General features: G+C 63.4%; 7 protein-coding genes and 2 pseudogenes. 5 read left to right on the top strand and 4 right to left on the bottom strand.

Translation table 11 applies throughout. The annotated features are described in order from the left end of the window. Nucleotides 1-213: 213 nt before the first annotated feature. Nucleotides 214-1,257, bottom strand: a complete 1,044-nt coding sequence (locus CDV49_RS18445; RefSeq protein WP_035714875.1) for a DUF7146 domain-containing protein — start codon at nucleotides 1,255-1,257, stop codon at nucleotides 214-216. A gap of 56 nt (nucleotides 1,258-1,313) precedes the next feature. On the opposite strand from CDV49_RS18445, the gene CDV49_RS18440 reads away from it, so the two are divergent. Beyond that, nucleotides 1,314-1,598 carry a BrnT family toxin gene (locus CDV49_RS18440; protein ID WP_256947403.1) on the top strand — a complete coding sequence of 95 codons (285 nt, stop codon included), beginning with the start codon at nucleotides 1,314-1,316 and terminating at the stop codon, nucleotides 1,596-1,598. Then, nucleotides 1,585-1,806 (top strand): hypothetical protein, encoded by a 222-nt coding sequence (locus tag CDV49_RS18435; RefSeq protein ID WP_035714872.1) that lies wholly within the window; start codon nucleotides 1,585-1,587, stop codon nucleotides 1,804-1,806. Before CDV49_RS18440 ends, CDV49_RS18435 begins: the two co-directional genes overlap by 14 nt. A 1-nt stretch (nucleotide 1,807) precedes the next feature. Here CDV49_RS18435 and CDV49_RS18430 read toward each other — a convergent pair. Then, a pseudogene (locus tag CDV49_RS18430) lies at nucleotides 1,808-3,601 on the bottom strand (strawberry notch C-terminal domain-containing protein); the annotation flags it as partial. Nucleotides 3,602-3,725: 124 nt separating this feature from the next. Here CDV49_RS18430 and CDV49_RS18425 point away from each other — a divergent pair. The 3 genes from CDV49_RS18425 to CDV49_RS18415 are packed head-to-tail and all read left to right on the top strand — an operon-like array spanning nucleotide 3,726 to nucleotide 7,179. Beyond that, nucleotides 3,726-5,261, top strand: a complete 1,536-nt coding sequence (locus tag CDV49_RS18425) for a tyrosine-type recombinase/integrase (RefSeq protein ID WP_088216802.1) — start codon at nucleotides 3,726-3,728, stop codon at nucleotides 5,259-5,261. Beyond that, nucleotides 5,258-6,169 carry a tyrosine-type recombinase/integrase gene (locus CDV49_RS18420; protein WP_088216801.1) on the top strand — a complete coding sequence of 304 codons (912 nt, stop codon included), beginning with the start codon at nucleotides 5,258-5,260 and terminating at the stop codon, nucleotides 6,167-6,169. The genes CDV49_RS18425 and CDV49_RS18420 overlap by 4 nt, the downstream gene beginning before the upstream one ends. After that, the gene (locus tag CDV49_RS18415; RefSeq protein ID WP_088216800.1) at nucleotides 6,166-7,179 is read left to right on the top strand and encodes a tyrosine-type recombinase/integrase; all 1,014 of its coding nucleotides are present in this window, start codon (nucleotides 6,166-6,168) and stop codon (nucleotides 7,177-7,179) included. The genes CDV49_RS18420 and CDV49_RS18415 overlap by 4 nt, the downstream gene beginning before the upstream one ends. A 67-nt stretch (nucleotides 7,180-7,246) precedes the next feature. Here the strand turns inward: CDV49_RS18415 and CDV49_RS18410 are convergent, their stop codons facing one another. Continuing rightward, a complete protein-coding gene (locus CDV49_RS18410; protein WP_256947401.1) occupies nucleotides 7,247-9,688 on the bottom strand; it encodes a TOTE conflict system archaeo-eukaryotic primase domain-containing protein in 2,442 nt (813 codons plus the stop codon). 270 nt (nucleotides 9,689-9,958) lie between these two features. Continuing rightward, nucleotides 9,959-12,508 (bottom strand): annotated as a pseudogene (locus tag CDV49_RS18405) (strawberry notch-like NTP hydrolase domain-containing protein); the annotation flags it as partial. Nucleotides 12,509-12,619: the final 111 nt, after the last annotated feature.

The following is a 12,619-nucleotide window of genomic DNA, read 5'->3' as shown; positions in this document are numbered from 1 at the left end:
GAAGGGGGTGTCCACATATGCTTCGCGATGTAAAGGCGGGGCCTGCCCCGCCGACGGAAATCAGTCGGGCGCCGCCATTGCCGGGCCGGAGCGTTTGTGGGCCGCTCGCCCTCTGAGAAGGCCTCGGCGCGGTCCTCTTGCCGAAGGGGGCTGCCTCCCCTGTCTGCCGGGGCAGGAGCGCGCCCTCCCGATCACCCTCGCCGTTCCGGCGGATCAGCGAAGGGTCATGAAGCGGCTGACGTCCTCGGGGGCGAGTTGCCCCCGGACCTGTGCCCGAAGTGCCTCCAGACCGGGCCCCATGAGATCGTCGTTGAAATCTCCCAAAATGGGCGAAAGCGTGATGGCCTCGATCCCGGCCTCGTGTGCCCGGGCGATCAGGCTGTCCCGCGCCCCATCGCCGGCGGGATCGTCGTCGCGGATGATATAGAGCCTGCGCAGAGTTGCCGGGAACAGGATGGCTGCGAGATGTCCTGCCGAGAGAGCCGCGATCATCGGCATCTTGGGCAAGATCTGACGCAGCGAGAGCACGGTCTCGATGCCCTCCCCTGCCGCCATGACATCTTGCGCCTGACCAAACCGGACCGCATTGCCGAGCAAATCCCCCATCGCCTTGCGCGGTGGGTCGAGAGGCGCTTTCGCGCTGCCATCGCGGGTGAGCCAGGTGCGATGCACGCCGGTGAGCTTGCCGTCGAGGTCGGTGATCCTGGCGATCAGCGCGGGCCAGGTCTCGGTCGGTTCCGCGCCTTCCGGGCGGTAGTAGCAGTCAGGGTGGAAGCGAAGGCTGTCCGTGTCGCGCAGATCCGTCAGGCCACGCTTGCGCAGATAGGTGCCGGCCAGCGTGCCCCGGATGGACCTCGACATGCGCCAGAGCCGTTCTGCGGCGTCAGGTGAACCGGAGGGTGCCGGTGCCGATCTGAGCCTTTTCGGCTCCGGTGCCGGTGCCAGCTGCGGCAGGCTGAGGAACCTCCGGGCTTCCTCGGCCACATCAGCGAAGTCGCTGCGGCCAAGGCTTTCGCGGATCACATCGAGCAGATCGCCATGCTCGCCGCTCTGACCGTCAGACCACTTGCCCGCCGCCCCCTTGCCAGAGGTTGGCCCGGTGAGGCGGACGAACATCGACCGCCCCGGTTCATTGCGCACATCGCCGACCTGCCAGTAATTGCCCTGTCTGCGGCCATTCGACAGATAGTGCCGGCACACCGCCTCGGCCTGCTGGCCGAGACGCTGCGACAGATCGGCGGCATCGATGCGAGCCATTACGACACCTCCTGCAGAAAATAACTATACACACTTTTATTGCGCCGCGAGGCAAGTTGCCCTATCTTGAGCGCATGGATCTGGACTGGGACGAAGACAAACGCGCCCGTACCCTGCAGGAGCGGGGCCTCGACTTTGCCGATGTTGCCGCGGCGCGTTGGGATAACGCCCTGACCGCCGAGGATCAGCGGGAGGAATACGGCGAGCGCCGCTTTGTCAGCCTTGTCCCGATCCAGGACCGGCTTTGCGTGGTTGCCTGGTGTATCCGCGGCAAGGCGCTGCGGGTGATCAGCCTGCGCAAGGCCAACCCAAGGGAAAGGAAGCGCTATGAGCAAGAATAAGTCCCTGATCGACAGCGAAGGCGAAGTAGGTGATCTCGGCGACAGCTTCTTCGCCGCCGCCCGGCGTGGACGCCCGGCATTGCTGCCGGGCGACAAGAAGGTTCGCATGAACCTGATGATCGACGCTGACATCGCCGCGAAGTTGAACGAGGTCGGCAACAAGAGCGCCTTCGTCACTGAGGCGCTGCGGAAAGCGCTGGCGGGATAGGTCATCGTGCCGCCTCACGCTCGGTGATGCGGCTGATCGGATATACCGCCAGCAGCTTGCCGAGGATCTCTGCGCCATTCGCGCCGACCGGCACGAAGAAGCGCAGCTTCCAGGAGATGATCTCGCTGAAGAACCCCCAAGCCCGCAGCCGCTCGCGCATCGCCTCCGAGAAGCCGGTCAGTTCGATCCGGTTCGCGCCCATCACCCGCGAGCGGCGCAATTGCAGGCCTTCGGCAAGATCGAGGACGGTCCGCCCGTCGAGCAATGCGGCATAGGCCTGTTCCGGCGTCAGGTTGGACGCCCCGTGCGTGGTGGCATTCGCGGCCCAGTCAGGCGATACTCGGCGGCCGATGATCCGTTCGCCGTCATCGGTCTGCAGGCGATAGACGCGGGTCTCATCCTCCGGCAATCGCTTCCAGACCGGCAGAAGCAATCCCGAGACCACATGCAGCGTGGCATCCGAGAACTCCGGCACATCAGCAACCTCGGCGCGCCACGCGGCCGCGAAGGTCTTTCTGTCAGTCTCAACCCAAAGCGTGTCACTCATCATCCTGAGGGACATGCTGAAGGCTTCCATCGGCCGGATCAAGCGCACACGGCGTTCAATCTCGCCATCGTCAAGCATGATCGAGGTGGTCGGTACCTGCACGGCCGCCCGACCGGACCGGCTGTTGACCAGCAGCACGGCGCGTGGGTCATCCAACTCGCCTAGCGCGGCATCGAGCAGCAGCGGCGTGTTGCGCCGCCGCTCGGTGATGGTCAGAAGACGGGTCTCGGCCCCGGTGCCGGGATGGGCGTAGATCACCTGCCGATCCGTGACGGTGAAGCTTTCGGCCTTCAGGGTCTCGAGACCGAGATCATAGATCCCGGCCGCCATCGCGCCCTCGACTTTGGCCTCCAGCAGCTGCTCGAAGGCGGTGAAGAGAACGCCTTGTAATTCAATGGTCAGGGCCAGCAGCCGGTTGAGGAAGGTGGTGATCGGCGGCAGCTCATCCTTGACGCCGTTCGAATCCATCAGCTTCAGGCCGGTGGCGGATTCAAACCGCTCGAGCGAACAGCCGTCGACCTTGCCGCGCACCAGCAGAAGATAGAGCTGGCGCAGGGCTGCCCGGGCATAGGGGCTTTCGAGATTGTCCTCTGGCCGGAACAGCCCCTGCCCGCCGGTCTGGCGCTGCCCGCGGGTGATTGCCCCGAGCGTGTCGAGGCGGCGCGCGATGGTGCTGAGGAACCGCTTTTCCGCTTTCACATCGGTCGCAATCGGCCGGAACAGGGGTGGCTGCGCCTGATTGGTCCGGTTGGTGCGCCCGAGACCCTGGATGGCGGTGTCGGCCTTCCAGCCCGGCTCCAGCAGATAATGCACCCGCAGGCGCTGATTCCGCGCCGAGAGTTCGGCGTGATAGCTGCGGCCCGTGCCGCCAGCGTCCGAGAAGACGAGGATGCGCTTGCCGTCATCCATGAAGGACTGGGTCTCGGCCAGATTGGCCGAAGGAGCGCGGTTCTCGACCGCCAGACGCGCCGCCGGGCCTTCGCCTTTGCGGACGATCCGACGTGACCGGCCAGTGACCTCGGCCACCATCTCCGTTCCAAAGTGCTGGACGATCTGATCGAGCGCGCCCGGCACCGGTGGCAGGCCCGCCAGATGCTCGATCATGGCATCCCGCCGGGAGACCGCCTCGCGGCTCTCGACGGGCTGGCCATCGCGGAACACCGGCCGCGAGCTGACATTGCCCTCACCATCGCTGAACGGCTCGTAGAGCTGCACAGGGAAGGAATGCTGCAGGTAGCTCATGACATAATATGCCGCGTCCGCGTTATGTAGAGCGCGGTGCTTCATGTCGTTGATATGATGTTTCATTTTGGGATCTCCACTTGGCATAATCATGATGCCTCTGCTTTCAACCGCAGAAGGACACCCCGACATGACCTCCCCCTCCAACTCTCACCCCGGCAGCGCGGCAGCCGCCGGGGCCGCAGTCAGCGGCCAAGCACTTGTTTCCGGTTATCTTGCGGATAATCCCAACTTGTCTGCTGGCGCGCTCAGCGCCGCCCGGCATTTCCTGAAGTGGGTCGCCGACCGGCATATTGCGATCAGGGATCTTGATACTGCGGCGATCAGTCGTTTCGCACGACACCGCTGCCGGTGCGGCCGCTATAGCGCCGCGCAGTTGCGGGACCCCGCTTACATCATCGAGGTCCGGAGGTTTCTTCGCTATCTGGAAGATACCGGCCATGTGGCCATTCCAGACGAGGTTGCCCGGCTTGGCCCGCATTTGGCCGGCTTTTCCGCGTGGCTTGCTGGCCAAGGCTACGGCAAGGTCATCTACAACTCCCGCATGAGTCAGGCGCGGCATTTTGCGGAATGGGCTCTGCAGCGACGTATTCCGGCCAGCCATATCGATAACGACCTGATCGAGCAGTTTGCCCATCACAACTGCCAGTGCGGGATCAAGACCAAACGCGGCAAGCGGGTCGAGGGCACCGGCAATAAGGATCGCCGCCGTGGTGCCCGCGCCTTCGTGTCTTTCCTCAGAGAGGAGGGGATAATCCCAGTGGCCGTGTCCACGGAACTACCGGCCGATCCACGCGTCGCCGATTTTGCCACTTGGCTGCGCCGGGAGCGCGGCGCCACGTCCGAGACGATCAGGCGCTATCAGCAAGAGTTGGGCCGCTGGTTGATGAAGCTTGGATCGGAACCGCAGGGGATCACCGCTGCGGTCATCCGATCGATCGTCCTGGATCAAGGCGAGGACCGCTCCCGATCGTCAGTCCGCATGACCATCACCGTGTTGCGCGCGTTCTTGCGTTTTATGATCGGCGAGGGGTTGTGTGCTCCGTCGCTGCTTCTTGCGGTGCCGTCAGGGGTACGACGCAGGCTTTCGACCGTCCCAAAGACGATCCCGGCTTCGACCATCGAAGAGATCGTCGCGTCCTGCGGCACAGGCACAGCGGTCCAGGTGCGGGACCGCGCCATCATCCTGCTTCTCGCGCGGATGGCCCTGCGGGCTGGCGATATCTGGCAACTCCGCCTCCGCGACATCGACTGGCGCGCGAGCAGGTTGCGATTGCACGGCAAAAGCCGACGTGGGGTGTTTATGCCTTTGCCGCAAGACGTCGGTGATGCACTGCTCGCCTATATCGAGGACGCACGCCCGGTGGTTGCATCCGATGGGGTCTTCTTACGCGTCCAAGCCCCTTTCACCCCATTTCGCTCATCGGCCGAGATCGCCGGTATCGTCTCTCGAGTCCTTTCCCGCGGCGGCTTCGTCGGCCTGCCGACCGGCGCACATGTGTTTCGGCATTCGCTGGCTTCGACATGGCTGCGCGGTGGGGCGGAACTGGATCAGATTGGGGCGGCGCTGCGCCATGCTTCACGCGACACAACCGCAATCTACGCCAAGGTGGATGTCGATCTGCTGGGGGTCGTGGCCCAGCCTTGGCCGGGGTGCGCAGCATGATGCATCGCCATGTCGACCGCTACATCAACCTGCATCGCGCCCTCGGAAAGGGGTTTGCCAATCATGAGAAGTCCTTGCGCGAGTTCGCCGCCTTTGCCGCTGACCGGTCCGATCACCGCGTCACCGCGTCACTTATCCTCGCTTGGGCGGGCAGCGCTGCCACGCCCAATTCAGCGCAAAACCGATATGATCAGGCCCGCGCCTTTGCGATGTTTCTGCATGCAGAGGATGCGCAACATGAGGTTCCAGTGGCAGGATTATTCGGCCGGTCAAGGCACCGCAGACCTGCGCCCCACATCCTTTCGCAAGACCAGATAAGTGGCATCCTGGCGGAGGCGCTGCTGGTTCCGGGCCTGTCCCCTATCAGCCCGCAGACCTATCACACGCTGTTCGGATTGTTGGCTTCGACAGGTCTGCGCATCTCGGAAGCATTGTCCCTGCGTTGCGACGACCTGACGGAAGATGGCCTGATGATCCGCAAGGGCAAATTTGGCAAGAGCCGCCTCGTCCCACTTCACGCCTCGACCCGTGCAGCGTTGGAGCGCTATCTCGATCGGCGGCGCATCGTCCGTGATGCCGGTCATGACCTTTTCGTGCTTGGGCACGGTCACGCACCGACGGCAACGAGAGCACACGTGGTCTTCGTACGGATCGTGCGCAAGCTCGGTTACCGCAATCCGACTGGTCCCGGCCCCCGGCTACACGATTTGCGCCATACCTTCGCGGTTCGGTCCCTGGAGACCTGCGGGAACGATCTGCAGTCGGTCCTGCGGCACATGCGGGCCTTGAGCACCTATCTCGGCCATGTCGATATCGCCAATACATATTGGTATCTCGAAGCCACCCCCGTCTTGTTGCAAATGATCGCGGCAAGGGCGGAAGAGACGTGGATCGGGGGTGCAGCATGACCCCGCTCGCGCCGGATCTGTCGGCTTTCCTGCAGAAGCATCTGCCCGATGAGCGTGGAGCCAGCCAACATACCATCGCCGCTTATGCTCACGCGTTCACACTCTTGCTGCGGTTTGCGGCCACACGCCTTAAACGACAGCCTTCTGACCTTGCGATCGAGGATCTCGACGTCAGCCTGATCAGGGCCTTTCTCGAGCACATCGAAGAGGGTCGAGCTAATACCGTGCGATCCCGCAATGCCCGGCTGGCAGCGATCAAGGCGTTTTTCCGCTTCCTTGAACCAAGGCGTCCAGCCTGCCTCGAACAGGCGATGATGATCAGGTCGCTGCCCGTCAAACGCACCGATGTAAAGCTGATCGACTACCTGACGAAGGACGAGGTGCGCGCCTTGCTTGCGGCCCCAGACGGCAGAGCGCCGGCTGGGCTGCGTGATCGGGCGATGCTTCACCTGGCCTATGCCGCAGGACTGCGGGCGTCAGAACTTCTCGCAGTTCGGATGGACGATTTCCCGCGGGGCTCGTTCGCGAACATCCGGGTGCTTGGGAAGGGCCGTCGGGAGCGGGTGCTGCCGCTCTGGAAGGAGACGCAAGCTGCTATTCGGGCTTGGCTGGCCGTCCGTCCCAACGATGTCGGGCCGGAACTGTTCCTGAACCGCGATGGCGGCCCGATGACACGGGATGGTTTTGCCTACCGGCTCCGTCAACATGTGGCCGTGGCCGAACGCGCGACCCCTTCGATTGCCGACAAGCACGTGACCCCGCATGTGCTGCGACACAGCTGCGCCATGCACACGCTGCAGGCTACAGGTGATGTCCGCAAGGTCGCCCTTTGGCTGGGTCATGCCAGCCTCCAGACGACCGAGATGTACTTGCGCGCGGACCCGACTGAGAAGCTCGCCCTTCTCGAAGCGCACCATGCCCCGCTGATCAAGCCGGGCAAGTTTCGGCCGCCGTCGGACAAGCTGATGGCGATCCTTGCAGCCTCGACCGGCGCGAAGCCGCGGCTATGACCACGGCACCGTTCTGAGTCCTTGACTCGCCATGCATCGGCAGCGTCCTACGCAGGATGGGGCGCTGCTATTCCATCACATATCCAAGCGCGCGGTACCCGGAACGCCGTTTTGCCGCCATTCTGGCAAGAACAGGCACCGCGCTATCCACGTAATCCACGACCAGAACATCTTTCTTGCCGTCATGCTGTCGGTGCAAGCGACCAACATATTGCGCCAGCGTGCCCTTCCACGCGATCGGCATGGTCAGGAACAGGGTATCCAGCCGCGAGTCATCAAAGCCCTCACCGATGTAGCGTCCGGTCGCAAGGATCAGCCGTTCTTCGCGATCCGCGACATTCAACGCGGCGGCGGCGGCCTTCCGGTCCTTTGCCGACATGCCGCCGCGCAGCACGACCAGGTTTTTCGCAAACTTGGAGAACCGCTGCTGCAGATAATCCAGATGGTCTTTGCGCTCGGTCAGCACGATCGGGGACCGTTTCGCTTCGAGCGACTTCAGCACATCATCAAAGATCTGATCATTTCGACCGTCGTCGTCAGCCAGAGCGGCATAGATCGCGGGCATCGATGGCCGTTCCGCCATCGCAAGCACTTCAGGCAGTTTGAACCGCGTGTGACGCTCGCGCGCCCGATGCCGAATGCCGCTCTCAGCAGCCTGCGATCTGGCATGAACCTGATGCCGTACGGGGCCGCATTGCATGAAGATGATGGGATGGTGCCCGTCTTTTCGGGCGACGGTTGCCGACAAACCGACGACATAGCGCGCCTTCGTTCTGCGCGCGACAAGTTCAAAACTCGCCGCAGACAGGTGGTGGCATTCGTCGACGATCAACTGGCCGTAGTCAGCCACGATATCGTCGACCTCGCCGCTTCTCACTAGGCTCTGGATAAGCGCCACATCGATCATGCCTGTCGGTTTCCGCCTTCCACCGCCAATTATACCGATCTGCTTGGGGTCGATCTGAAGGAAAGTCTTCAGCCGCTCAACCCACTGGTCGAGAAGTTCACGACGATGCACCAAAACCAGCGTGTTTCGGGCGCGATGACCAATAAGGGCCGACGCGACGACGGTTTTGCCGAAGGCTGTGGTCGCGGCAAGCACGCCGGTATCATGCGCGGTGAGGGACTCGAAGGCGCGTTGTTGCGGCGGCCGAAGCTCACCAAGGAACCGAACCGTGTTCGGCAGCGGGGTTCCATCGCTGCGCTGGTCGTCCAGTTCTGCCTTCGCACCGTGTTCGGTCAGGACTTCAACTGCCTCATCAAAGCAGCCTCGAGGCAAGGCAATGTGGCGTGGGTGCAGCTCGGCACAGGAGACCACGCGAGGTTTTCCGAAGGTGGGCAGTCGCATCGCTTGAGCCCGATAGAACTCGGGGTTCTGGAAAGCTGCGACCCGTACCAATTGGGCAATCATCGCAGAGGGCAGCCCGGTTCGGTCAATATAGACCTGATCTGCGACTGTCACCTTGATGTTGGGCGGAACCACCACGTCCGCAGGCTTTGTCTTCGGGCGTCGCGACGGCGACATTTTCCACGGCTCGTCAGCGTTTTCATCATCAACCGGCATCCGAACGGCCAGCACCTGACCAGATGCCTCAGCAGCCGCAACAAGATCGGCCACCGCCTCCGCGGACATCCGTGGCAGCGTCGACAGATACGCCCACTGGTCTTCGAATGGCTGAAGGTCTTGATTAAGGAAGACGCTATTGCCGACCTTCCGCGCGCTGTGCTGCAGCGGCAAAGCGATCAGGTTTCCAAAGCCGCCGACAGGCATTGTGTCCTGGTTCGGGAAGAGGCGGTCATAGGATGCAAAGCCGATCTCCGGTCGCCTCTCCATGGTCTCCGTGATCAGCGCCGATCCAAGCTGACGGGCAGTCCGAGCCGATACCGGTTCCCCGAAGAAGATCCAGACATGGCCGCCGTTGCCCGATCGGGATCGTTCAAGCGCCGCAGGCACTCCTTTTGCTCTGCAGGTTTCGAGCAATGCGCCCGCATCTTCCGCCCATGAATCCTTGTCAAAATCCGCCGCCAGGAACCAGCAGGTGTCGTCTCGCAACAACGGATAGACGCCGGCCACGAAGTCGGCCGAAGGGCCCTCGCCGCCGCGAAGGTGTCGTTCAATGACACTGGCATCGGGAGGAATGAACCGCTGATGCTTGCAGTCCCCGCATTTGACAGTTGGCTTTCCGCAGATGCCTCTCACCCATTCATTGAAGCAGGCGGGCGAATAGCCGGCGCGTCCCGTCTTTTGGTTTTCCCATCGCACTGGAAACACGTCCGGGCGGCCAGCAAACAGGCTGCGGAACAGCTCTACCTTCTCGCCCGATGACGATGCGTTCGTGACGGGGGCATTTTCAAATGCAGGACGTTTGGCCTGTGCAGCTATTTCTGCGGTTTCCCGGGCCTCCAGCGCCGAAAGCTCCTGCAAAAGTTGACGTTGTTCCGCATCCAGCTCGGCCAGCCGTGCCCGAACCCTCGCCAATTCTGTTGCTGTGCCGCTTCGATCCACCACCTGTGATTTCCGCCTAGTTGTCCCCTCCCTCCGACCATAACGGCCAAACGGCTCTGCTGTAAGCATGCCTCCGCTTCCGGCGGTTGTGCCGCCGGGGTGAGAGTTGGAGGGGGAGGTCATATCGGGGTGTCCTTCTGCGGTTGAAAGCAGAGGCATCATGATTATGCCAAGTGGAGATCCCGAAATGAAACATCATATCAAAGACATGAAGCGCCGCGCTCTGCATAACGCGGGCGCAGCATATTACGTGTTATCCAGAACTCCGGATAAGACATACTCGCGGGGCGACAGATCCGTGTTCAGATCATTCCATTCCTCGGTGGGAATCTCCGCTAGCCGCCGCTCCATCAGCGCCTCTCCAGTCGAGACGATCTGGATGACGGCCGCATGACCTGCCTCCAGATCCTCGGTGATCGAGCGCAGCAGGGTCGGCGTCTTCATCGAGGTCAGCAGATGGCCGAAGAAGCGCTGCTTGGTGCTTTCAAAGGCCGAGCGCGCTGCGGATTTGGCCTGCCGGTTCAGCGTGCCATCGGAGCCGGTGATATTGGCCGCCTCCATCGCCGCATCGAGATTGTTGTGGATGACCGCGAAAGCACCCGCATAGGAGTCGTAGATCCGGCGCTGCTCCCCGGTCAGCCGGTGCTCGATCAGCTCGTATTCGACCCCGTCATAGGAAAGTGACCGCGCCGTATAGAGGCCTAGCGAGCGCAGATCGCGCGCCAGGACCTCCATCGCTGCCACGCCGCCAGCCTCGATCGCCTCGACGAACTCGCCCCGAGTGGCAAAGGGGAAATCTTCACCGCCCCAGAGGCCAAGGCGCTGCGCATAGGCGAGGTTGTGCACCGTCGTCGCACCGGTCGCGGAAACATAGACCACCCTGGCATCCGGGAGCGCGTGCTGCAGGCGCAGGCCCGCCCGGCCCTGCTGCGAGGCCGCCACATCGCCGCGCTCACCCTTGCCGCCGGCAGCGTTCTGCATGGCGTGGCTTTCATCGAAGATGACCACCCCGTTGAAATCCGACCCCAGCCAATCTACGATCTGGCGGACACGCGAGACTTTCTCACCCCGATCATCCGAGCGCAGCGTGGCATAGGTGGTGAAGAGGATGCCTTCCGACAGGGTGATCGCCTTACCCTGCGCGAAGCGGGAAAGCGGCGTGATCAGCAGCTTCTCTTGCCCGAGGGCCGACCAATCGCGCTGTGCATCTTCGATCAGCTTGTCGGATTTGGAGATCCAGAGCGCTTTGCGCCGCCCCCGCAGCCAATTGTTGAGGATAATCCCGGCCGATTGCCGGCCTTTGCCCGCGCCCGTGCCATCGCCCAGCATGAAGCCGCGCCGGAAGCGGACAGCGCCAGCCGCATCTGGTGCGGCGGCGCTGACCTTGTCCAGGGTCTCGTCCAGCGTCCAGGAGCCCGCGAGATGGTCGCTGTGCGCCTCGCCAGCATAGATCACCGTCTCGAGCTGCGCGTCCGATAGACGCGTGCAGATGTCGGCGGGAAGCAGGGGCCGGTAGGAAGGACGGGGTGGCGCGACCGAGGCCATGGCGGCGGATTGCACGAGTTTGGTCGGATGCGGGGCCGCGCCGGGAATGCGGATCACCTGCAGCGCGTATTCTTCATAGATCGCGTCCGAGAGCCGTGCCGCTTCGGGCGGCGTCCAGTCCAGCGTGTCATAGGCGAGTTCGACGGCATCGGAACTGGTCGATGTAACCCGAGGAGACTTCGTCGCACCGGCCCGAGCAAGGTAGGAGCGCACCGTGCGGGCGGCGGCCGGTGCTGTCGGTGCCGGTGGCCGGGGCAGATCGACCAGGCAGCGCTGCGGCACCTGGGCAGTGATCCAACCGAGCAGGGTCGCGACATCAGGGGCGATGCCGGAAGAGGCCGGGAGGGAGGAAGGATCCTCTGCCGGGATCTTGTCGATCACCGTCAGTCGGGTGTCGAACGTGGTGCCGTGCTTCGCGTAGACCGCGCCATCAATTGCGGCGGTGAAGACCACGCGGCCCTGCTCTTGCAGCCGGATGAAAGCATCGCGCCAGGCCGGAGCCTCGGGGCCGAAGCCCGCACCGGTGATGGTCACCAACCGCCCGCCGGGGGCCAGCCGCGCCAGAGCGGAAGCGATATGGCGGAAGGCGGCATCGGCCACGCGGGTTGTCACATTGGCCAGCACCGAGAAGGGCGGGTTCATCAGCACCACTGATGGCACCACTCCGGCATCAAGGTGGTCGTGGATCTGCGCGGCATCGAACCGGGTGACAGGCTGGGCCGGAAAGAGGGCGGAAAGGAGATCCGCGCGGGTCTCGGCCAGTTCGTTGAGCGCGAGGCTGCCGCCGGCGATGTCGGCAAGGATTGCCATCAGGCCGGTGCCGGCCGAGGGCTCCAGCACGACATCCGCAGGCGTGATCGCCGCAGCGGTGACAGCCGCGAGGCCCAGCGGAAGAGGCGTGCTGAACTGCTGAAGCGCCTGGCTTTCCTCGGAACGCCTTGTATGGGTCGGCAGCAGACCCGCGATTTTCGTCAGCGCCGCGAGACGCGCCTCGGGCGCTGCTGCTTTGCGGAACAGTGCGCGGCCGAATTTGCGCAGCAAGAGGACTGTGGCGACTTCACATGCGTCATAGGCGTCTTTCCAGTCCCAGAGGCCGGAAGCGTCTGAGGCACCGAAAGCGGTTTCCATGACGCCACGCAGAATCGTGCTGTCGATACGCTGGCCGCGTTCGAGATGCGGAAGAAGCGCCTCGGCCGCAGCGAGAATGCAGGGGGCGGATAGAACAGGAGAGGGCGCGACCAGCGCTTGCGCCGTGGTCGCGGGGGACAGATCGTTCATCAGGGAGACCCTCGGGAGAGCAGAGTGCGGGACGGTCCTGGACAGCGCTCTCTCTCAACCGCCCGGAACCTGCCCGTTCCGGCCCCCTCTCGACCTCTCACGTTGAACCGG

The organism is Haematobacter genomosp. 1 (assembly GCF_002196855.1).
GTDB lineage: Bacteria > Pseudomonadota > Alphaproteobacteria > Rhodobacterales > Rhodobacteraceae > Haematobacter.
The sequence above is the reverse complement of the archived record's forward strand: the minus strand, read 5'-3'. Positions and strand labels throughout refer to the sequence as shown.

Excerpts from the sequence above, each read along its gene's own strand:
- CDV49_RS18435 (WP_035714872.1), top strand. The coding sequence starts at position 1,585 with ATGAGCAAGAATAAGTCCCTGATCGACAGCGAAGGCGAAGTAGGTGAT.
- CDV49_RS18415 (WP_088216800.1), top strand. The coding sequence starts at position 6,166 with ATGACCCCGCTCGCGCCGGATCTGTCGGCTTTCCTGCAGAAGCATCTG.
- CDV49_RS18425 (WP_088216802.1), top strand. The coding sequence starts at position 3,726 with ATGACCTCCCCCTCCAACTCTCACCCCGGCAGCGCGGCAGCCGCCGGG.
- CDV49_RS18420 (WP_088216801.1), top strand. The coding sequence starts at position 5,258 with ATGATGCATCGCCATGTCGACCGCTACATCAACCTGCATCGCGCCCTC.
- CDV49_RS18445 (WP_035714875.1), bottom strand. The coding sequence starts at position 1,257 with ATGGCTCGCATCGATGCCGCCGATCTGTCGCAGCGTCTCGGCCAGCAG.